13 protein-coding genes and 7 pseudogenes are annotated in these 20,983 nt (G+C 74.0%); 2 read left to right on the top strand and 18 right to left on the bottom strand.

Annotated features, from left to right (window positions below; all coding sequences use genetic code 11):
• Positions 1 to 604: 604 nt before the first annotated feature.
• The 5 genes and pseudogenes from FF86_RS19570 to FF86_RS52705 form a co-directional block, all read right to left on the bottom strand.
• Complete coding sequence (locus tag FF86_RS19570; protein ID WP_044888083.1) at positions 605 to 3,061, bottom strand: biotin/lipoyl-binding protein; 2,457 nt, start codon at positions 3,059 to 3,061, stop codon at positions 605 to 607.
• Positions 3,054 to 4,007: a DUF5666 domain-containing protein gene (locus FF86_RS19565; protein ID WP_128423406.1), complete on the bottom strand. Its 954-nt coding sequence runs from the start codon at positions 4,005 to 4,007 to the stop codon at positions 3,054 to 3,056. The genes FF86_RS19570 and FF86_RS19565 overlap by 8 nt, the downstream gene beginning before the upstream one ends.
• A gap of 109 nt (positions 4,008 to 4,116) precedes the next feature.
• Positions 4,117 to 5,307, bottom strand: a pseudogene (locus FF86_RS19560) (ABC transporter permease); the annotation flags it as partial.
• Positions 5,308 to 5,507: 200 nt separating this feature from the next.
• Positions 5,508 to 6,056 (bottom strand): annotated as a pseudogene (locus FF86_RS19555) (ABC transporter ATP-binding protein); the annotation flags it as partial.
• 774 nt (positions 6,057 to 6,830) lie between these two features.
• The coding region (locus FF86_RS52705) for a biotin/lipoyl-binding protein (protein WP_242419093.1) at positions 6,831 to 7,522 on the bottom strand (692 nt) is incomplete at its 3' end.
• Positions 7,523 to 8,347: 825 nt separating this feature from the next.
• On the opposite strand from FF86_RS52705, the gene FF86_RS19545 reads away from it, so the two are divergent.
• On the top strand, positions 8,348 to 8,755 hold a 408-nt coding region (locus FF86_RS19545), incomplete at its 5' end, for a hypothetical protein (RefSeq protein WP_396229952.1).
• A gap of 280 nt (positions 8,756 to 9,035) precedes the next feature.
• Positions 9,036 to 9,845 (top strand): SAM-dependent methyltransferase, encoded by an 810-nt coding sequence (locus FF86_RS19540; RefSeq protein WP_370657208.1) that lies wholly within the window; start codon positions 9,036 to 9,038, stop codon positions 9,843 to 9,845.
• A gap of 74 nt (positions 9,846 to 9,919) precedes the next feature.
• On the opposite strand, the gene FF86_RS19535 is transcribed toward FF86_RS19540, so the two are convergent.
• The 13 genes and pseudogenes from FF86_RS19535 to FF86_RS52675 form a co-directional block, all read right to left on the bottom strand.
• The gene (locus FF86_RS19535) at positions 9,920 to 10,687 is read right to left on the bottom strand and encodes a maleylpyruvate isomerase N-terminal domain-containing protein (protein WP_044888078.1); all 768 of its coding nucleotides are present in this window, start codon (positions 10,685 to 10,687) and stop codon (positions 9,920 to 9,922) included.
• A gap of 211 nt (positions 10,688 to 10,898) precedes the next feature.
• A pseudogene (locus FF86_RS67160) lies at positions 10,899 to 11,604 on the bottom strand (Ig-like domain-containing protein); the annotation flags it as partial.
• Position 11,605: 1 nt separating this feature from the next.
• Positions 11,606 to 12,689 (bottom strand): glycine-rich protein (locus FF86_RS67155; RefSeq protein WP_242419086.1); only part of this gene is annotated, 1,084 nt, incomplete at its 3' end.
• A gap of 41 nt (positions 12,690 to 12,730) precedes the next feature.
• Positions 12,731 to 13,816, bottom strand: coding sequence for a hypothetical protein (locus tag FF86_RS19525; protein WP_044888077.1), 1,086 nt, complete (start codon positions 13,814 to 13,816; stop codon positions 12,731 to 12,733).
• Positions 13,817 to 14,073: 257 nt separating this feature from the next.
• Positions 14,074 to 14,231: pseudogene (locus FF86_RS52700) on the bottom strand (type III polyketide synthase); the annotation flags it as partial.
• Position 14,232: 1 nt separating this feature from the next.
• Positions 14,233 to 15,093: type III polyketide synthase (locus FF86_RS19520; protein ID WP_396229953.1), on the bottom strand; the 861-nt coding region annotated here is incomplete at its 3' end.
• A 65-nt stretch (positions 15,094 to 15,158) separates the two neighbouring features.
• Positions 15,159 to 15,657: pseudogene (locus FF86_RS52695) on the bottom strand (acyl-CoA dehydrogenase family protein); the annotation flags it as partial.
• 1 nt (position 15,658) lies between these two features.
• Positions 15,659 to 16,070, bottom strand: a pseudogene (locus tag FF86_RS52690) (acyl-CoA dehydrogenase family protein); the annotation flags it as partial.
• A 1-nt stretch (position 16,071) separates the two neighbouring features.
• Positions 16,072 to 16,385, bottom strand: a 314-nt coding sequence (locus FF86_RS52685) for an acyl-CoA dehydrogenase family protein (protein ID WP_242419084.1), incomplete at its 3' end; no start/stop codon positions are given.
• Positions 16,382 to 17,143: a methyltransferase domain-containing protein gene (locus FF86_RS19510; protein ID WP_044888076.1), complete on the bottom strand. Its 762-nt coding sequence runs from the start codon at positions 17,141 to 17,143 to the stop codon at positions 16,382 to 16,384. The genes FF86_RS19510 and FF86_RS52685, both read right to left, overlap by 4 nt.
• 218 nt (positions 17,144 to 17,361) lie before the next feature.
• Complete coding sequence (locus FF86_RS19505) at positions 17,362 to 18,150, bottom strand: UbiA family prenyltransferase (RefSeq protein ID WP_044888075.1); 789 nt, start codon at positions 18,148 to 18,150, stop codon at positions 17,362 to 17,364.
• A 319-nt stretch (positions 18,151 to 18,469) separates the two neighbouring features.
• Positions 18,470 to 19,476, bottom strand: a pseudogene (locus FF86_RS52680) (PP2C family protein-serine/threonine phosphatase); the annotation flags it as partial.
• 1 nt (position 19,477) lies between these two features.
• Positions 19,478 to 20,872, bottom strand: a 1,395-nt coding sequence (locus FF86_RS52675) for an ANTAR domain-containing protein (protein ID WP_242419083.1), incomplete at its 3' end; no start/stop codon positions are given.
• Positions 20,873 to 20,983 lie beyond the last annotated feature (111 nt).

Raw genomic sequence — 20,983 nt, 5'->3', positions numbered from 1 at the left:
CTCTCGGTCACGCTGCTCAGCGCGTGTGGCGGCTCGTCGGGCGGCTCCGGGAAGAACGGCGTCCGCACGTCGAGCTCGGCGGGCACCGACACCGACTCCGAGTACTCCGGTTCCTGCCCGACCTCGGGTAACACCAAGGCCTTCGCGAAGACGCGGTTCGCGCTGCATTCCGGTCTCGCCCTGGGCGCCTTCCATCGCTACATTTACAAGCCGGCGAGGAACGGCGGCTTCGCCAAGGGCGCGCCGAAGCGGACGCGGAGCTTCGCCAAGGCCGCGGTGGCCGGGGCGTTCACGGTCCACGAGCTCAAGGTGGCCAAGCGGTTCGCGCTGGCCAATCCGACGTTGTGCAACTCGGTGCAGTCGATCAGCGACAAGTTCAGCAGCCTGACCGGCAAGCTGAAGAACGGTACCGCGACGCAGGCCGACATCGACGCCGACGAGAACGCCTTCACCGCATTCCAGCAGGGCGCGTCCAGCGACGGCTTCGGCTTCAAGGAGAGGAAGGCCACCGTTCCCGGCGCGGCCTGATCCCTCCCCGGATCATCCGCCGGTCCCGCCGTCCGACCTGGACGGCGGGACCGGCATCCACGGCCGGGCAGGCCGATCAGCCTGCCCGACCGCCACCGAGACCGCCCGCCCGGCCACCGCCCAGGCCGCCCGCATTGAGGCCGCCTGCACCGAGGCCGCCGCCTCCGAACGCACCCCCGAGGCCGCCGCCGCGGCCGTTCGTGGTGCCGCCGGCGCTGGGCAGCGGGGTCGACAGGTCGGCGAGCACCACCCGGTCGCCGACCTTCAACCCCGACGTGATCTGCGTCAGGGTGGTTCCGGCCGCCCCGACGCCGACGATCGTGGCCGTCGCCTTGCCGCTGCGCACCACCGTCACGGTGTGTAGCTGACCCAGCGATCGCAGGGCCGAGCTCGGCACTGCGATCGCGTTCGCCGCCTGGGCGATCACGATGGAGACGTCGGCGTCCGAACCGGAGAAGATCCGCTGGCTTGCCCGGTTGAGCGAGATCGTCACCGGATAGCTCACCGAACTCGACGCCCCCGAGCCGCCGCTGCTCGAGCCGCTCGACAGCGATGACGTCGGCAGCAGCCCGATGCCGACGACCTTGCCGGTCAGGGCCGTGGTCGAACCGTCGACGATCGCCGATGCGGCCTGACCGACCCGCACCTTCGCCAGGTCGGAGTCGGTCACGGACGTCTCGACCTCGTAGGAGGTCCCGGCGCCGATCACCGTGATCCCGGAGCCCCCCGAGGCCGTCGAGGCGGCCTGGACAGACTCGCCGACGGTCAGGCCGACCGCCCCGACCGTGCCCGCCAGTGGACTGACCAGAGTGGTCTGGATCAGTTCGTCCTTGGCCTGGGTCAGCGCGGCCTGCGCCGCGTCCACCGTGGCCTGGTCGGCGGCGATCTGTGCGGGAGAGGCCGGCACGCCCTGGGCGCCGCCGCGTGCCGAGGACGCCGCCCCGCCGGAGCGCGCCGATCCGGACGAACCGGATGCGCCGCCGGAGCCGCCGGAACGAGCAGACCGAGCACCGCCTGCACCGCCGGCACCGCCGGCACTACCCGCGGTCGCCGTCCCCGCGGCCGGCCGGCCCGGGGCCGCGTCCGTCGAGGTCGATCCCCCTGTGGACGGGGTCGACTCGGAGAAGTCGAAGGTGGGCGCGAGGGCCACGAGGGTCTCGATCGCGTTACCGAGCGTGGCCTCGTCCTGGGTCACCACTCCCTGGGCGGTCGACACGAGCTGCTGGTCGGTGAGCACGGTGCTCAGCAGCGCCGAGCAGGCGGACGCGGCCGCCGTCCCAGCCGCCGTCCCGGTGGCCGCCGGGACGGCCGAGGTCACGGACTGCGCGTCCCACCGCTGCACGGACTCGATCACCCGCAGCCCCGACGCGAACGAGGCCGGCGCGGCGCTCACCGAGGCGGACGCGCCCGTGGTGGTGGGGGCCTGGCCCACGGTCGGTGTCGATGATGCCGGTGTCGAGGTGGCCGGTCCTGAGGTGGCCGGTACCGGGGTGGCCGGTACCGGGGTGGCCGGAGCTGAGGTGGCCGGTGCCGACGCGGCCGGTGCCGACGCGGCCGGCACAGGGGAGTTCGGCGTCAGCGGGTCGGTATGGACCGGCGGGGTGGTGTGCGCCGGCGGGGCGGCATGGGCCGATGGGGCTGTGTGCACCGGTGGGGTGGCTTGCGCCGGTGGGGCGGCGTGGACTGTGCCACCCGACCGGCCCGCGCCCGCCGGGGAGGGCCCGGCCGCCGTCGCGGGCGATCCGTCCGTCGCGGGCGGTGCGGCCGTGCCGGCCGTCGCCGTTGCGTCGATGAACGCCGCGCAGGTCGTTTTCTCCTGCCCGAGGTCCGTCGTGGCGACGGCGAGGTCGGCGTCGGCGGTGCGCTGCGCGGTGATCAGGGACTTCTGCGCCTTGGTGATGGCGGCGCGGGCGGCGGCAACGGCGCCGCCGTTCCTTGACGCCGTCGAGCCTGACGCCGTCGAGCCCGACGATGCCGGGCCGGAGTCCGTCGGGCCGGGCGTTGTCGAAGTGGATGCCGTCCGGTCGGCGGGTCGGGCGCCGCCGGTCGCCAGGGCGATCGGCTCGATCGTCGCCGGGCCACCCGCGTAGGAGGCAGTGGAGCCCGCCGCCGTGCTGGCGCCAAGACCGCCTTCGCCGGCCTCGTCGGAGATCAGTTTCGCCTGGTTGGTGGCAAGCGTGGCCGCGGCCGAGTCGACCGCGGCCGACAGCGTGGCGGCGTCGAGGGTCGCCAGCGTCTGTCCGGCCTCGACATGATCACCAGGGGTGACGGCGACGCTCGCGACTGTCCCGGAGACGGGGAAGGTCACGCTGGCCTGGCTTGCCGGCGAGACGACGCCGGTCGAGTCGAGCGTCTGCGCGACGGTGGCCCGCACCGCCGTGGCGGTGCGGTAGTCCGGGCCGGAGGACCCTGTCGCCGCGAGCGTCGCCGAGCCGGCGGCGACGACGATCACGGCGACGACGCCGATCACGATCCAGGTTCGGGTGCCACGCCGACTGGTCCGGGCCAGCGCCCGGCCGAATCGTTCACCCATTGGCCATGCCGCCACCCGAGCCCTGGCCGCCGAAGGGCCGGCCGCCGAACCCGCCGGTGCATCCCTGCCTGGCGGCCGGGCGGACGCTGATGGAGGTGGCGGACACCGCGCCGGTGTCGTCAGCCTTGCCGATGGCGGTCAGGCATTCACCGACGGTCAGGGCCGCCGAGGTGGCGCTGCTCGTCTCCTCGACGGTGGTCGACGAGCCGAGGGTCACCGTCGAGGTGACGGTCGCGCCGGGCGACGGGGTGGCGGCGGGTGCCGCCGAGGCCGACGCGCCGGCACGGGGCCGCTGCGGACCGGTAACGGTGATGGTCGTGCCCGCCACCTTGGTCACCGACCCGGTGACCACTGCGAGCCGACCGCCGTTCGGGCGGCCCTGCCCGTTCGGGCGGGCAGTCGAACGGTCACCCGGGCGGGCGGTCGGCGCGCCGGACGGCCGGGCACCGCCCGGGAACCCGCCGGCCCCACCGAAGGCGCGGCCAAAGCCCGCCGTGCAGCCGCCGGACACCGGTTGGCTCACGGTCACGGTCTGGGCGGTGAACGTGCTGCCCGGGCTGCCACCGGTGACCGTCACGCAGTCGCCGACCGCGACGGCGGACGCGCTGGCAGTGGTGGTCTTGACGAACCTGGTGTTCGGCGTCCAGGTGACGGTGACCTGACCGCTCGCGGGATTCTGGACCTCGACGTTCGTCGCGGTGACCGCGGCGATGGTGCCGCTGGTGCCCGGCCGGGCCGCCTGGCCCTGCCCCTGGGCGGAGCCGGCGGCCTGGCTCGGCGCACTCGCCGCGGTGGCCGTGGCTCCGTCGGAACCGCCGCCGCCGCATGCGCTGACGGTGACGATCATTGCGAGCGCGACGCTGACGATCGGCCCCGCGGCCAGGGCACGGCGATGCCGGCGGGGCTCACCCGATCGAACCGGGCCAATCGGATTCGCAGTGGTCATGGGACTGTCGCTCCTGATGGACGGCCCGGGAATGCCCACCCGGGCTGGGACGAGGCGCGCGGACGGGTGCTCCGTGGACGGGTGTCCCGCGCAAGGTTGTCGGCCGGTGTCAGTCACTGCGCAGCGCCTCGATCGGCGCGAGCCGGGCCGCCCTGGTCGCGGGGTAGACGCCGAACGCCACCCCGATCGCGATCGCGATGGCGATCGAGCCGACGGTGGCGGTCGGGGAGATCGAGATCGGATCGGAGATCAGGCTCGGCAGGATGGCGGCCCCGGCGAGGCCGAGGGCGGTGCCGAGCAGGCCGCCGGCGAGACCCAGCACGGACGCCTCGACGAGGAACTGCCGCCGGATCACCCGCGGGGAGGCGCCGAGCGCCTTGCGCAGGCCGATCTCACGGATCCGTTCGGTCACCGAGACGAGCATGATGTTCATGACTCCGATGCCCCCGACCAGCAGGGAGATCCCGGCGACGCCGGCGAGCAGCACCGTCAGGGTCCGGTCGACCGAGGTCGCGGTGGACAGGATCGACTGCTGGCTGGTGATGGAGAAGTCGGCCGCCGTGGGCGTCGTGATCCGGTGCCGAGCCAGCAGCTCGTAGTCGGCCTCCTGGTAGGCGGCCGACAGGGTGTGGCCGGAGGTCGCCTCCAGGTAGATGTTCTGGACGGAGTTCCGGCTCACGCCACCGGTGATCCGGTCGGCGGCGGTCGTGATCGGCACGATGGCCTGGTCGTCCTCGTTGGTGTTCGCGGACGAGCCGGCGGCGGTCAACGTGCCGATGACCGTCATCGGCACCCCCGAGACGGTGACGGACTGCCCGACCGGGTCGCGCGCGCCGAACAGCTCCTCGGCGGTGGTCGCGGCCAGCACCGTCACGGCCGCGTGGTCGGCCACGTCCTGGCCGCTGATGAACCGTCCCGCGCCGATCGCGCGGGCGCGCACCGACAGCCAGTCGGGCGTGGTGCCGACGACCGAGGCCGTCCACGAGGAGCTGCCGGCGGCCAGCGCCGCGGACCGGGAGGTCGTCGGTGCGACTGCCCGGATGTCGGGGGCCACGACCGTGGATCGCAGCGCGTCGGCGTCGGCCCGGGTGAGGGTCGACGCGCTGCCGAAGCCGCCGCGTACCCCGTTCGTCGTCGTGCTGCCTGGGGCGACGATCAGCAGGTTGCTGCCGAGCGCGTTGATCTGGCCCCGCACCTTGTCCTGCGCTCCCTCGCCGAGCCCGACGGTGAGGATGACCGCGGCGACGCCGATGAGGATGCCGAGCATCGTCAGCCCGGACCGCAGCCGGTGCGAGCGGACNGCCTCGAGCCCGGTCCGAATGATCTCCGCCCAGCTCACGCGCGCACCTTCCGCGGCGCCCGGGCGCCCGGACCCGAATCGGNCGTGACCACGCCGTCACGAACCTGCAGGACCCGGTCCGCCGCGGCGGCGACCTCGGCCTCGTGGGTGATCAGGACGATCGTGCGGCCGAGGTCGTGCAGGCGCCGGAACAGCCCCANGACGTCCTCGGTGGACGCCGAGTCGAGGTTGCCCGTCGGCTCGTCGGCGAGGATCAACGACGGGTTGGTGACCAGCGCCCGGGCCACCGCGACCCGCTGCTGCTGGCCGCCGGAGAGTTCCGCCGGGCGGTGCTCGACCCGGTCGGCGAGCCCCACGTCGGCCAGCGCGTCGACGGCCCGTTGCCGGCGCTCGGAGCGCGGACCCCCGGCGTAGCAGAGGGGAAGCTCCACGTTGCGCCAGGCGGTCATGGAGGGGAGCAGGTTGAACTGCTGGAAAACGAACCCGATCCGCCGGTTGCGGACCTCGGCGAGCTGGTCCTCCGACATGCCGCCGACATCCTCGCCGGCCAGCCGGTACAGGCCCGACGTCGGAACGTCGAGGCAGCCGAGAATGTGCATCAGCGTCGACTTCCCGGACCCGGACGGGCCCGTGATCGCCACATATTCACCTTCCTGGATGGACAGGCTGACCCCGCGCAGGGCTGCCACCTCGAACAGCCCCGACCGGTAGGTCTTGCGGACGTCCGTCAGCTCGATGACGGCGGTGCTNGCCCCGGACTTGTTCGCCCCGGATTCGTTTCGCCCGGGTCCGATCGGGCCGGGTTCGTTTGCCCCGGATTCGTTTCGCCCGGGTCCGATCGGGCCGGGTTCGTTTGCCCCGGATTCGTTCGCCCCGGGTTCATCCGGTCCGGATGCGATCGGTGTGGATTCGGTGGGTGGAGAGTCGGTCGGTGTCATCCGGCGGCCCGTCCACCAAAGCCGGTGCCGCCACCAAAGCCGGTGCCGCCGCCAAACCCGCCGCCCCCGCCGAACCCGCCGCCCCGGAACCCGCCACCCCCGCCGCCGGCGCCGGCGCCGAACCCACTGCCGGTACCGCCCGTCCGGGCCCGGGTGGTCGAGCCGCCGACGACCGGGACGACGACCTGGTCACCGGCCACGAGCCCGGAGGTGATCTGGGTCTGCGCCCCCGAGGTGACGCCGGTGGTCACCACCGTGGAGACCTGATGGCCGCCGCGCACCCGGTAGACGACGGTCTGCGACCCCGAGGTGTGCAGCGCCTGACTGGGGACGGTGAGGACGTCGGAGAGCTGCCGGACGATGATCGAGACGTCGGCGCCGACGCCCGGGTGCAACCCGGCAGGGGTGCCCGTGACGTTGATGGTCACCGGGTAGCTGGCGACACCGGAGGTGCTGGTCGCGATGAGGCCGATCGTGCCCACGGTGCCGTAGATCGTCGCCGAGCCGCCGGCGCCCGACAGACCCGCACCCGTGCCACCCGTGCCACCCGCCCCACCCGAGCCGGTGACCCCGCCCGAGCGACCNGCCCGCGCGGCGACGGTCGTGGCGCCGGTCGAGCCGGTCGGGGTGATGACGGCCTGGTCGCCGGTCTTGAGCTGGCCGATCGCCGTGTCGTCGACGGTCGCGTTGACCAGGTAGGAGTCCGTGCCGACCACGACGATCTGGGCACCGGACGCCGAGGAGGACGACGACGTCAGCGAGGACGACGCGCCCGAGCCGGACCCGCCGCCGTTCCCGCCCAGGCCGCCCGAACCCGAGCCGCCGCCCGAACCGGAGCCCGAAGCGCCACCCGTACCCGAGCCGGAGCCGGACCCGCCGGCGGATCCGCTGCCCGACCCGCCGGCGAGCTGCTGGCCGACGGTGAGGTTGACCACGGCGACGGTCCCGGCGATCGGCGACGTCATCGCGCTCGCGGCGAGATTGCGCTGCGCGGTGGCCGCCGCGTCCTGCGCCGAGGTCAGCGTGGCTTCGTCGGCCGTGAGCTGGGCGCCCGTCACCCCCGACGCCTGGTCGGAGGCGACCTTCGCCTGGTCGTTCGCCACTGTCGCCTGTGCCTGGGCGGCCGCGGTGGCGAGAGCCGCCGAGTCGATGGTGGCGAGGGTCTGCCCGGCCTGGACCTTGTCGCCGACGGCGACCTTGACCGCGGTGATCTCGCCGGACACGGCGAACGAGAGGTTGGCCTGCTGGGTCGGTTCGAGGGTGCCGGTCGCACTCACGGTCTGGCGGATCTGCCCGACGCTCGCCGCGACGAGCCTGGACGAGACCGGCGTGCCCGAATCCCCGCTCAGGGCCCAACCGAGCAGCCCACCGCCGACGGNGGCGACGACCACGGCGGCAATCACGACGACGCGTGCGCGGCCCCGGGGAAGCCGAACCCGGCGCCCGGCGGATGACGGGGGGCGGGCACCCCGTCGGGTTCTACGATGGGACGGCTCCGGCGGCTCGATGATCTGCTGCGGCGCCGTTTCGTCTGCCGACAAGGACGACAAGAACCCTCCAGGATGACCCGCGATCCGGGGTGCGGCCGCCGGAAGGCACGTAGAGGTTGAATTTCCGTTGTCTTTTTGGGTTACCGGCGGGCAACGCCCGCGAGAGTTCCGTTGGGGCGGTCCGTACTCTGATGCAAGATCCTAAAGGTTCGCTGGTGGGTTCCTGTGAAAATTCTTAGCGAATCGTTTGGATATCGGGCTGCGGCGGCACAGCACAGTCAAGCTGTGAATAGGCTGTGAACTTCGGGGTTGGCGGCACGGTCGCCTGCCGCGTCCGGTCCGTTCGCCGAGCCCCGCCTCTCGGCCATGCCGACCATGCCCGTTCGACGCCAAGGGAAAGAAAACCGCGAAAGTCAACGCCTACCGGTGGCGGCGTCTGTTCTTCTCGTCGACTATGAACCGCTCGCCCTCTGTGCAGGCCCGCCAGCCCGGCCCTGACCGACCGCGCTCACTCCGGCCGCGGGCTGGGCGCTGGACCTGTTCCGCGGCACGCAGACACGCGAGCACGGAGACATCGAGATCGCGGTCCCCGCCGCGCACTTCCCCGAGATNCGCGACCGCTTCCCCGGCTACGCCTTCGACGCGGTCAGCAGCGGCCGGATCTGGGAGAACGCCACACCGGACGTGCTAGCCGCCACACACCAGACCTGGCTGCGCGACCATGCCACCGGCAATTACCTCCTTGATGTGTTCCGAGAACCCCACGACGGCGAGACCTGGATCTGCCGGCACGACCAGACGATCCGCCTTGCCTACGGCGAGATCATCCATCACACCCCGGACGGCATCCCGTACCTGGCGCCCGAACTGGTCCTGCTGTTCAAGGCCAAGCACGCCCGCCCCAAGGATCAGGCAGACTTCGACGAAACCATCCCTCACCTGACCCCAGCCCAGCGCCGGACCCTGGCCAGGCTTCTCGCCCGCGCGTACCCAGGCCACCACTGGCAAGCTAACCTGTAGCCGTTGGATTTGGCTCCGTTTCACGGTGCAGGCACGCTGGGTGCTGTTGCGCTGGCCCGATGAAACCTTGGGCTCGACCAGTCCTCGCGCCTGCGGGACCGGTCGGCGTGCGACGCCCCGTCGGTTGGCGGAGGCATCGCTATCCCGGGCGCGGTACGTTTACGGCATTCCGCGCAATCAGGATGGTCTGACCGGGCGAGAGGGGCGTGTCGTGGCGGATCCCGATGGTTGGGAGCCGAGTAGCCATCTGCGGTGGTCTGAGTCACCGACGGCTCCCAGGGTGGACCTGAAGACCGAACAGCCGCACTCGGCTCGCATCTACGACTACCTGCTGGGCGGCAAGGACAACTTCCCCGCCGACCGGGAGGCCGCCGAGCAGGTGATCGTCGGGTTCCCGCAGATACGGACGACGGCTCGGCAGAACCGGTACTTCATGGCGCGGGCGGTTCGGTATCTCGCCGGCGAGGCGGGGATCACCCAGTTCCTCGACATCGGCACCGGCATTCCGACGTCGCCGAACCTGCACGAGATCGCGCAGGAGATCGTCCCGGCGGCCCGGGTGGTCTACGCCGACAACGATCCGATCGTGCTCGTCCACGCCCGTGCGCTGCTGACCAGCAGCCCGGCCGGCCGGACCACCTACCTCGATGTCGACCTGCGCGACGTCGAGACGATCCTGACCTCGGCCGAGCTGCACGACACCCTCGATCTGACCCGCCCGGTCGCCCTGTCACTGATCGGGATCCTGCACTTCTTCCCCGACGAGGTCGACCCGTACGCGATCGTCGCCCGGCTGCTCGACGCCCTGCCCGCCGGCAGCTTCCTCGCGCTCACCCACGGCACGCCCGACTTCGCCCCGGCCGAGAGCGAGCAGGGGGCGCAGGCCTACCGGGCCCACGGGGTTGCCGTGCAGTTGCGCCGCCGCGAGGAGGTCGCTCGGTCCTTCGACGGCCTCGACCTGGTCGACCCCGGCCTGCGGGTCGTGCACCGCTGGCGGCCCGACGGCGACGTCGACGTCGACGTCGACGTCGACGAGAGCCTGACCCACACGCAGGTCGGCGTCTACGGGGCCATCGGCCGCAAGAGCTGACGCCCTGCGCGGGAGGCGGCCGCGCAGGGCGCTCGATCGATCGGGCGGCGGAGGTCAGCGGAGGTCAGCGGAGATCAGAAGCCCGGAAACGCCGCGCGCAGGAGGTTGAGATCCACGCCGTCGGCCTCGACGGGCGGGGTGTGGGCGGCGTCGAGACGGCCGTAGACCAGCCGAACGAACGCCTCGGCCGGCAACCGAAGCCGGGCGGGCCGCGGCGTGCCGTCCCAGGGCCCCAGGGCCACGGCATCGCCGAGATCGAGGGCGATCTCGCGGTCCGGGTCGGTGGTGGTGACGTGGATCCGGGCGGGGCTGGTGGGCTTGCCGGCGAACCCGGCGATCATGCCGAGACCGTCGATGAGCAGGTCGACGGCGCCCGCCTCCACGGTGGCGGCGGGGTCGAGCATGACCGCGACGTCCCAGGTGTGTACGGCGTGCTCGCTCAGCCGGAGCCGGACGACCCCGGCGGCATCCAGGCTCATCGGCCCGAGCGCGATCCGCAGGCCCGCGAGCTGGGCATCGTCGAGGGCCTCGTACGCCTCGACCAGGGCCAGATCCGCGGGCAGCGCGTCGGCGGCCTGCGCGTCCGGGGTCCTGGCGTTCCAGGTGTCCCAGACGGCGACGAACGCGTCCTGGCCGGGGGCGTCCTGCCCGGCGACGGCGGCGTCGAGGACGAGCCGGCCGATCTCGGCGCCGGACCCGAGGTGGGACAGCACCTGGGCGATCGTCCACTCGTCGTCGTAGGAGGGCCCGCGCACCGCCTGGGCGTCGAGCGGCTCGGCGAGGGCGCGCAGCCGCTCGTGCGAGCGGCGCAGGCTGGCGATGACGGTGCGGGCGTCGGTCAAGGGGACGACTCCTTCGGACGGGGGCCTCGGCGGCGGGGCCGGTGAAGCCGGCCGTGACGACCGCCCACGGAGGTGGACCTCATCGTTCCAGGTCACGACGATCCGCGCCGCTCCGNCCTCCTCGGCCGGCTGCTCGCACTGCACCGGAGATGTGCTCGGCCGCCCGACGCGGGGCGCCACCAGCGTCAGGCGGCCGAGGTTGGGGCAGGCGTCAGGCGCACTGACCGGATCGCGGTCCGATCACGACGTTGCCTGTCTGCGTCAGGGTCGGCTGGTTGCCGGTGCAGCTCAGCGGGCCGGTGACGTGGTTGTCGCGGAACTCGGGCACCGCGTCGTCGGGCAGTGGGCCGCTGCCGCTGTTGCCGGTGATCCGGGCCGGGCCGGTGATCGTGTTCGCGGAGGCCTCGAGGCCCCCGGTGTTCGCGTCCACGGTCAGCGGGCCTTGCAGCGTGTTGCCCGCGCAGGGCGTGACGTCGGCGGCGTCGGCACCAAGCAGGACGTAGCCAGAGGCGGCGTGGACCGTCACCGGGCCGGTGATCGTCGACCGGCAGGCGGTGAGGGCGAGCGCCCCCTCGACGGACACCGGGCCGGTGACCATGGCGCCGGTGAGCGCGAGGGCCCCGCCGGAGCGGACGGTGACCGGGCCGACCTGCCGGCCGCCCGGTCCGACGCACAGCGCCTGGCCGGCGGCGACCGTCAGGGGTCCGGTGCGCGTCGTCGTGACGCACGGCTGGCTGAACCCGACGGTGACGTCGGTGGATCCGGCCGTGGTGCCCGGCGCGAAGGCCGGGTCGCCGCCGTAGCTGGCCGTGATCGCGTGGGTGCCGGGCTGGAGGCCGCTGACGCTGACGCCGGCCTGCCCGCCGCTGAGCGACGCCGTCGCCAGGGTCGTGGGACCGTCCAGGAAGGTGACCGTCNCGCCGGGGGTGCCGGCGGCCGGGTCCGCGCCGGTGACGGACGCGGTGAGGGTGACGGTCTGGCCGAACAGCGGTGTGGTCGTGCTGGCGGCGACCGAGACCGAGGCGCCGTAGCGGAACGAAACCGTCGCGTGACCGTTGCCGTGGTTGACGCCGCCGACGAGCACGGCGTCGGTCACCGTCGGCGCCGCGAAGCCGCTGCCGCCGCCACCGCCCGCGCCGTAGAAGTTGCCCGGGTCGCCGCCGCCGGAGCCGCTGCCGCCGCCGTAGTAGCCGCCGCCGCCTCCGCCGCCGCCGTTGCCGCCGCCGCCGCCGTTGCCACCGGAGCCGCCGCTGCCCGGATTGGGCTCGCCGGTCCAGGGATCGGTGTCGCCGCCCGGGATCCCCGGACCGCCCCGGGCCGAGTTCGGGCTGCCCGTGCCGGGCGCGGTCTGCGTCGCGCCGCCGCCGGCGACCCCGGAACCCTCCGGGCCGCCGCCCTGGCCGCCGGCCGCCCCGGCGAGCCCGCCGCCGTCGCCGCCGTGCAGTAGCGGGCCGCCGTTGCCGGCACCGCCGCCGGCGCCGGCCACCAGGACCCGGTCGGCCGCGCCGAAGGCGCCGACCCGCACGTCCGAGCCACCGCCGCCCGCACCGCCGCCGCCGTGCGCACCGCCGCCGCCGGCCCCGTGGCCGATGCCGCCGCGCCGGGCGAACTCGCCATGCCGCGACGTCCCCGGAACGCCCGCGGCGCCGACGGTGAGCTGGAGAACCTGCCCGGGGCTGACGGCCAGGGTGCCGCTGGTCTCGCCGCCGAGGCCGCCGGGCGCGCCGGTGTTCGGCGGGTTGGGGGCCACGAAGCCGGCCGCGCTGCCGCCCTCGCCGCCGAACAGGTCGATGCGCACGCTGGTCACGCCGGCGGGCACGGTGAAGGTGTCCGTGCCCGCCGTGGTGTAGGCGCAGGTGGGCGGGGAGGTGGTGAGGACGCCGGTCGCCCCGCAGGTGGCCGTCCCGCCCGCGGCGTCCGCGATGGCGGGCAGGGGTACTGCGACGGCGACGGCCAGGACACCGGCCGCGCCGGCGATCGCGGCCAGCCTGCCTCTGGGCATGGTGATACGACGGTTCAAGGGAATCGACATCGCCTTTCGGATCAGACGCCGTCGTCGGCGCACAGCGCCCAGGCGTCGGTGTAGGTGCTCGGCGAGCTGGCGCCGCCGGTGTGGCTGAAGGCCGTCCAGTAGGCGGCGGTGGTGGTCCCGTCGCTGACGGGGCTGCCGCCGGAGGTGCTGGGGAAGCTGCCGTTGAGGTGGTCGCCGCCCGAACCCGGGCCGGTGAAGTCGGTGGTCGTCACGCTGCCGCCGCTGATGGCGGCGCCGCCGCTGATCAGCTTCCCGTCCCCGCCGCCGCAGCCGACCGTGGCCGTCTGGCCGGTGGTCGCCGAGGTCGGCCCGCTCACCTCGCTGTAGCGGACCTTCACGGTGGCTCCGCTGACGTTGATGCCGCTGCCGCTGCAGATCGCGTAGGCGTAGGTCACGTTGCTGGTGCCGCCCCCGCCGCCGTTCCACCCGACGGACGCCCAGGAGTTCGGGTTGGTCGCCCCGTCGGCCGCCGCCTTCTGGCCGTAGTCATGGGCGGCGTCGTTGAAGGTGGGGAAGCTGGCGATCGGCTTGAGGCTGCCGATGCTCGCCGGGGTGGTGCGCGCGCCACCGCCGAGCAGGATCGTGTTCGCCGGGCAGGTCGCCACCACCAGGTTGACCGTCGACGCCGCCGAGGGCCCGCTGGCCTTGTTCATCACCACCTGGGTGTGGTTGACGAGGTTGCTGGTCAGGCAGGTCGCGTAGGGGGTGGTGGAGAAGGAGGCGTCGGTCGCGCCCCCGGTGCCGCCGATGCCGAGCCAGTGCGTCACGTCGGTGCCGACGACGCCGGTGGTGCCGGTGTACTCGGTGCTGCCGTCGGAGCTGGGCTCGCTGCCCATCACGTGGTTGCCGTTCGAGACCGAGCCGGTGCCGATGGCCTGGTTGATGCCGCCGCCGGCGATGAGGCCGCTGGAACAGTCGGCGTGGGTCGAGATCTCGGCAAAGGTCGAACCGGGCCCGCTGGTGGCGCCGGGTGTCTTCACGGTGACGCCCACGGTGTTGGCGTGCGCGGTTCCCGGTACCGCCACGGCCAGCAGGGCGCTCAGCCCCAGCACGGCGACACCGCCCATCGTGCGACTACGCAGGGTTACTTTCGGCATCAGATCCTCCTCTGGTGCGAGGCGGCTCCCGACCCCGAAGTGACCGGCACGGGGTGGCCGGCGCCCGGCGGCGGCCCACGCGCGCAGGCGCGCAGGCGCGGCCGTCTCCCGAGGTCAGGAGCCAGGCCGCAGCCGGCATGGCTTCGCGGATACGGACGTTAGCACCGCGAAAGTCCGTATACACGGCACGTTGGGCGAACTTTGTGCGCGAATGAGGATCTGTTACTTGCTGTAACCGATTCGGGGGAGAGCTGCCACTACCTGCGGCGCAGCGCGGCGAGGCAGAGGGTCAGGCCCGGACCGAACGCCATCGCGACGGCGGTCGCTCCGGCGGTGAGGTCCCCGCGGATCTGGTCGAGGACGAGCAGGACGGTGCCCGACGAGCAGTTCCCCCGGGTCTCGAGGACACGGCGAGNCCCGGCGGTCTGCGCGGGCGCCAGGGACAGGCGCTCCTCGACGACGTCGACGATGCGCGATCCGCCGGGGTGCACGGCCCAGCCGCGGACGTCGCCCGGGTCCGCGGCGATCGGGCCCAGCAGCGCGGCGGTCGCCTCCTCGACGTGCTTCGCGAGGACGTCGGGCACCTGGCGGGACAGCCCCATGCGGAAGCCATGGTCGGTGACGTGCCAGGTCATCAGGTCCTCGCTGTCCGGGACGGTGGCGGCGGTGGTGTCGAGCACCTCCAGGCCGTGGGCGGCATCGGGGACGAGCACGATCGCCGCGGCGGCGTCGCCGAACAGGGCGTGCGCGACGACCTGTTCCAGATCCCGGTACGGCTGCTCGGGCTGGCTGTGCAGAGAGGTCAGTTCCACGCAGAGCATGAGCGCGGGCAGCCGGTGGGACCGGACGAAGTCCGCCGCCGCGCCCATCCCCGGGATGGCGCCGTAGCAGCCCATGTGCCCGATCAGCAGGCGGCGCACCGACGCCGGCATGCCGAGTTCGCGGGCGAGCTGGATGTCCAGACCCGGCGTCGCGTAGCCGGTGCAGGAGACGACGACGAACAGCCCGACCTCGGCGGCGCTCAGTCCGGCGTCCGCCAGCGCGCCCCGCACGGCCCGGCGGCCCAGCGGGGGTGCCTCGGCCATGTAACGGCGCATCCGCGCGGCCGTCGACCAGGCGCTGACATCCTCCCGCCGCGGATCCACCACCCCGTGGCGGGTCCGCACCCCGGCGCCGAGGAACAGCCGACGGGCCAGCTGGTCACCCCGGTACCGCCGCTCGAAGACCTCGTCCCACAGGCTCTGCTGGTCGAGGGAGCCGGGAAACGCCGCACCCATGCCCGTGATGACGGCGGCGCTGGGCGTTCCGGCGCTGGGCGTTCCGGTGCTGGGCGTCCCGACGCTCACCACCGGGCCGCGTCCGCGTCCGCCTCCGGGTCGCCACCCAGCGCCGCGAGCCCCAACCAGTCGGCGCAGACGTCGGTCGTCGCGGGCTGCAGGGACCCGCAGCGGGCGTCGCGGTAGAGCCGTTCGAGCGGGTGCCCGCGGCGGGTGACTGCGGTTCCGCACGCCTCGACGACCGAGGCGGCGACGTCCTGTGCGGTCCGTCCGGCGAGCAGCTTGGCCCGCCACACCCACCGGTTCGTCGACGCCGAGCCCGGGTCGGCGTCGACCCGGCGCGCGCACTCGTCGACCACCGCGTCCAGCGCGGCCAGCGCCGCGTCGGCATGGCCGAACCGGGCCCGCACGGCGGGCAGTTCCGCGAGGCCGCCCGGCATCCCGGCCGTGCGCCTGGCGCGGGCGTACGCGACCCCCGCGTCGAACGCGGCCCGGCCGACCCCGGCGTAGACGGCGGCGTAGGAGGCGACCAGCCACTGCGGCATGACCTGCGCCACCAGCATGNTGAGCCCCTCCACGCCACCGACGAGCGCTTCCGCCGGCACGAGGACGTCGAGGCGCACATCGTGGCTGCCGGTGCCCCGCATGCCGAGGGTGTCCCAGGTCGGTTCGACGCGCACCCCGGCCCCACGCGGGACGAGAAAGTGACTGACCCGCGCGGCGTCCGGCGTGGAGTCGTCGGCGCGGGCGGCGACGAAGTAGACGTCCGCGTGGGACGCCCCCGAACAGAACGACTTCACTCCGGTGATGCGGTAGCCGCCGTCCTCGCGCCGGTAGCGGGTCCGCAGCTCGGACAGCCGGGACCCCGCGCCCCGCTCGCTCATCGCGACGGCGATGAACTCCCCGGCCGCGGCGCGGGCGAGCATCCGGTCGCGGGCGGCGAAGAACGACTCCGGTGCCCCCATCGCGCGGGCGAGNCCGTCGGGCGTCCCGGCCAACGCCCCCACGACGGAGGTGTGCATGTTCAGGACCAGGGCGGTCGCGCCGCTGCCCGCGGCGAGCACCCGCGCCGCATCGGCCCAGTCGGCGAAGCCGCCGCCGGACCCGCCGAGGCGGGCGGGCACCAGCAGGCCGAGCAGCCCCGCGGCGCGCAGATCGTCGAGGTCGGCGACGGGCAGCTCCCCGTCCCGGTCGGCGGCGCCGGCACGGGCGGCGATCGCGTCGACGACCTCCCCGGCGAGCCGCGCGCCGTCGACGGCCGGGCCGCGAGGTGCCGGGATCGTGGCGTTCAACGGTCGTCCCTCCCGGTCTCGATCCTGGTCCCGACCGCCTGGTAGACGCCGGCGGTGGAGCCGGTCGGCAGCATCCGCACCGAGTCGGCCCGGCGGGCCAGCCAGCGGGCGTAGTCGACGAGCGAGGGGCGAAGGCCGCCCACGACCGTCATCTCGATGCCGCAGGCGCCCAGCGCGCGGGCCAACCGGTCGGGCGCGACGAGCAGTCGGGGATCGTGGATGCGCGGCGGTGGCCCACCGGGAAGGCGTTCGGCGAGGCCCACCAGAGCCACCCGGCAGAACAGCGTGTCGGCGAGCGTGTCGATGACGAGCGTCCCGCCCGGGGCGAGTACCCGCGCGATCGCCGCGCAGGCCGCGTCCAGATCCTCGAGGTGCTCGAACAGCTCGCCGGCGACGACGCAGGGGAACTGCCCGTCCCGGAACGGCAGGCACCGCACGTCGGCCTGGATCGCCGCGACGCCGTGCCCGGCGGCCTGCCGCAACGCCGGCGAGGACAGGTCGACGCCGACGTGTCGCCAGCCGGCGAGCCGGCCCGTCAGCGTCAGGGAGAGCAGCCCGGCGCCGCAGGCGAGGTCGAGCAGCGCGGCGCCGGGTTCCGGCGGATCCGGGATGAGCCGGCCACGGGCCTCGGCGAGCCAGCGCAACGCGGCGAACCGTCCGTGCGTCGGCCACCACTCGGCGGCGAGATCGTCGTACTGGGCGGGATCGTTGCGCGCCCGCCGCGGCCCACGCCGTGGCCTACGCCGTGCCGCGACCATGGCGCCGGTCGGGATCGATGCCGGTCGGCCCGTCGACCTGTCCACATGTCTCCCGGTTGGTCTGGAGAATCCGTTGTCCGCGGCTGACGTGGCGACCGGTCCGACGCAGTCTGTGCTTAGATTTTTGCTCAGAGTAACCGTCGGCCCGCTCCGATCCAATGACCTGCGCAGATGTCGGCTGGCCTGCGCGGTGTCGGCTGCGCTGGGCGGTGTCGGGGTCAGGCCGGGCGGGTGCCGGCGGCGACGACGAGCGCGACGTCGATCGCGGCGACGGCCATCGCGGCGCGGAACGCGTGCCGGTCGCCGAGGCGCAGGCCGAGCCCGGTCAACCCGGCCACCGCGGCCAGCGCGCCCACCTGCCAGCCCCGCGGGTGCCCCGGGCCGAGCACCGCGACGACGGAGCCCGCCGCGAGCAGCAGCGCCGCCGACGCTCGCACACCGACCGGGCCGAGGCGCTGCGGCAGCCCGCGTACCCCCGTGCGGGCGTCGGCATCGAGGTCCGGCAGGACGTTGGCGAAGTGGGCGCCCGAGCCGAGCAGCGCCCCCGCCAGCGGCAGCCACCACGGTGGCGTGGGATGGCCGGGCAGTCCGAGGACGACGGAGGCGGGCAGCAGCGCGAACGAGACGGCATAGGGGACGACGGACAGCGGGGTCGCCTTCAGCCCAAAGTTGTACGCCCACCCGCCCGCGACCGCGGCGAGATGGGCCGACCCCGCCCGCCCGCCGGAGAGGAAGGACAACGGCACGCACGCGACCAGCGCCGTCGCAGCGGCCCCGGCGACCATCGCCGGCGCCAGGCCGTCGACGACGATCGGCTTGTCGGTCCGGCCCCCGGCGGCGTCCCGGCCACGGTCGACGAGGTCATTGCTCCAGCCGACCGAGAGCTGGCCGGTCCCGACCGCCGCCGCGACCGCGACGACCCCGGCCCTCGTGCGACCGCCGGCGGCCGCGAGCGCCGTCGCGAACAGCGTCACCGCGACCGTCGGCTCCACATGGCAGGCCCGCATCAGCGCGACAGTCCCCCTAACCGCTGGCCTGGCCGCTCCCGCCACTGCTCCTGTGGCCACTCGTCTTGCCGGTTCTGGCACGGGTCCGACCGTCTCAGAACTGCAGACCCGGCACAACGCCGCCCCGCCGTCTGCCGCCCCGCCGTCTGCCGCCCCGCCGTCTGCCGCGCCGCCGCCGCCCGCCAGCTCGGATCGTGGCCAGATTGCGGCCAAATCGTGCCGAGGCTTCGGTACGGTTTTTCGGCCTGAAACCGTACCGAAGCCTCGGCACGTTTCCGTGTATGACTGGTGACCCGATTGTCCGGGCATCGCTGGTTGCTCAGGCTCGGTGGTCGCGGCGCTGGATGACGATGAGGCAGGTGTCGTCGTCGGTGTCGGGCCTGGTGTGCGCGAGGACGTGGTCGGCCTGCCGGGCGACGTCGGGCTGGCGCTGGGCGGCGATCTCCAGCAGGGCCCCCAGGGAGGTGTCCAGTCCGGTGCCGCGGCGTTCGATGAGACCGTCGGTGAACAGCAGGAGAAGGTCCTCGGGGGCCAGGTGGTGGATGGCCTCCTCATAGGCCGCGTCGGGCTCGACGCCGAGCAGCAGGCCGTCGGGCTGCGGCAGCGTGCTGGCCTTGCCGCCGTGGACGAGGACCGGGGGCAGATGTCCCGCGCGGGCCCACCGCAGCGTGTGGTCCGACGGTCGGTACAGGCCGCAGACGACGGTCGCGGTGATGTCGTCCGTCAGGTGGTAGGTGACCCGGTTGAGCCAGCGCAGCAGGTGCGCGGGGCCCGCGCCGGTGACGGCGAGGCCGCGAAGGCTGTTGCGCAGGGTCACCATGCCGGCCACGGTTCGGATGCTGTGGCCCGCGACGTCACCCACGACGAGCAGGACGTCGCCGCCGGGGAGGGTGACCGCGTCGTACCAGTCGCCGCCGACGAGGTGTTCCTGTTCGGCCGGGCGGTAGCGGACGGCGACCGCGAGTCCGCTGGCCTCGACGGCCTCGTCCGAGCCGGGCAGGAGTGCCCGCTGCAGGGTGAGCGCGAGGCGGTGCTGGCCGGCGGCCCGCGCCTCGGAGTCGGCGAGCTGGTGGCGGGTGGCGTCGAGGACGACCTGCGTGCGGTAGTGGCTCGTCAGGTCCTGATAGACGCCGCGGACCGCGACCAGCGTCCCGGCGGTGTCGGTCACGGGTTCGGCGAGCGCGCGGAGCTGGCGCATCGTCCCGTCGGGGAGCAGGACCCGGAAGGAGACCGTGACCGAGCGCTTCAGCCGTAGCAGCGCGTCGCGGAGCTGGTCGACGGCCGCCCGGTCCTGGGGATGAACGTGCGTGTGGAGATCGTCGAGGGNGATGGGCGGGGCGTGGCGGGCCCGGCCGAACAGCTCGTAGGTGTGCCGGGTCCAGCGGACCGCGCCGGTACGGATCTCCTCCTGCCAGGCGCCGAACCGGCCGAGGCGTTCCACGGCGCGCAGCAGGGAGTACTCGCCCGCGCTCGCCTCGCCGACGGTCCAGCCGATGGCGACGCCGTCGAAGAGGCGGGCGATGCGCACGTCCACCTCCTCGCCGACGACCACGTCGTCGACCAGGGTGAGCAGGACGGTGCCGTCGGCGCGGTACGGCTCGCCGGTGCGCAGGACCTCGACCGCGCGCCCGAACAGGCCCGCGTCGGCACCGAGGAGGGGGTAGAGCTCCAGCAGGCCGCGCCCGCGCAGCTCGGCGGGTGGGCGCCCCCCCGGATCCTGGAAGCCCTCGCCGACGTGATCGATACGGAAGTCGAGCACCTCGCCGTCGTCGGCGCGCACCGCCTGCGCCAGCAACACCGACCCGCCCACGGCGTCGAGCAACGCCGGCAGCCAGGCGACCCTGGCCGCCAGGGTCGCGAAGCCCTCGGGGGTCTGCGCTGCCGCGGCGCCGGGCGTGCCGCCGGGTCCGCTCGTCGGCCGCAGGCTGTGCAGGCAGAGATCGGCGAGTGCGGTGAGTTCGCGCCGTAGCCCCTCGCCGAACTGCGCGCGCGACGCCGGCCAGCAGATCTCCATGGCGCCCACGACAGCGCCGGCCCGCCGGAACGGCAACGCCGCACGTGCGCCCCGCCAGGGGCCCAGCCGGGCCGGCCCGTCAGTGCCTCCCGTGCTGTCTGTGCCCCCCGCGCCGATCCCGCCGGCCGCAGGTCCCGGCGGGGATCCGGTCGGCCACCACTGGGGTGCGCCGAGGCGGGCGGCGCGCTGGGCGGCGCAGTCCAACTGCGGCGGGATCCGCTGCCAGCGGCTCGCGTCGAGCGGACCCAGACCGGCCTCCCCGACCAGGGCGAGCGCGCCGTCCGGCTCCAGCATCCAGAAGGCCACCGCCACCGCCCCCAGCGGGGCCAGGACCTCGTCGTGGACGGCCTGCGCGACCGGGCAGCCGTCGGCGGCGTGGCCGACGGCGGCCTGCGCCAGCCAGGATCGGCGGCGAGCATCGGAGTCGAGCGCCGGCCGGGGGGACGCGCCCGGGGCCTGGCCGAGCACCTCGGCCGCGAAGTCGGCCGGGGCCACCCCGGCCGCGGCGGCGAGGCCGCGAAGCTGCTCGCCCGCCTCGGCCACCGAACAGTGCAACCGCTCGACGAGCACCCCGATGGCGACGTCGATCAAGGCGTCGGATGCGGTGCGTGACCGGGCTTCTGCGAGCTGCCGCTGCTGGCGGGCGATCACGCTCAGCATCCCTGCAGCGGGGCCGGACCGGCCAGCGCTGCCTTGCGCGGAGCCCACGACCGTGTCTCCTTGTCCACCCCGAGCGCTGGCCGTTCACCAAGACAAGGGTGTATGGCCGGGACGCCGGTCTTGTCGCCCTTACCCTACTGCAGAAGCTTCCAACGGATC

This window comes from Frankia sp. CpI1-P, assembly GCF_001421075.1.
Lineage (GTDB): Bacteria > Actinomycetota > Actinomycetes > Frankiales > Frankiaceae > Frankia > Frankia torreyi.
This window is presented reverse-complemented; position numbering and strand designations above follow the sequence as displayed.

Excerpts from the sequence above, each read along its gene's own strand:
- FF86_RS19505 (WP_044888075.1), bottom strand. The coding sequence starts at position 18,150 with ATGCGGGCCTGCCATGTGGAGCCGACGGTCGCGGTGACGCTGTTCGCG.
- FF86_RS19565 (WP_128423406.1), bottom strand. The coding sequence starts at position 4,007 with ATGACCACTGCGAATCCGATTGGCCCGGTTCGATCGGGTGAGCCCCGC.
- FF86_RS19510 (WP_044888076.1), bottom strand. The coding sequence starts at position 17,143 with ATGGTCGCGGCACGGCGTAGGCCACGGCGTGGGCCGCGGCGGGCGCGC.
- FF86_RS19570 (WP_044888083.1), bottom strand. The coding sequence starts at position 3,061 with ATGGGTGAACGATTCGGCCGGGCGCTGGCCCGGACCAGTCGGCGTGGC.
- FF86_RS19525 (WP_044888077.1), bottom strand. The coding sequence starts at position 13,816 with ATGCCGAAAGTAACCCTGCGTAGTCGCACGATGGGCGGTGTCGCCGTG.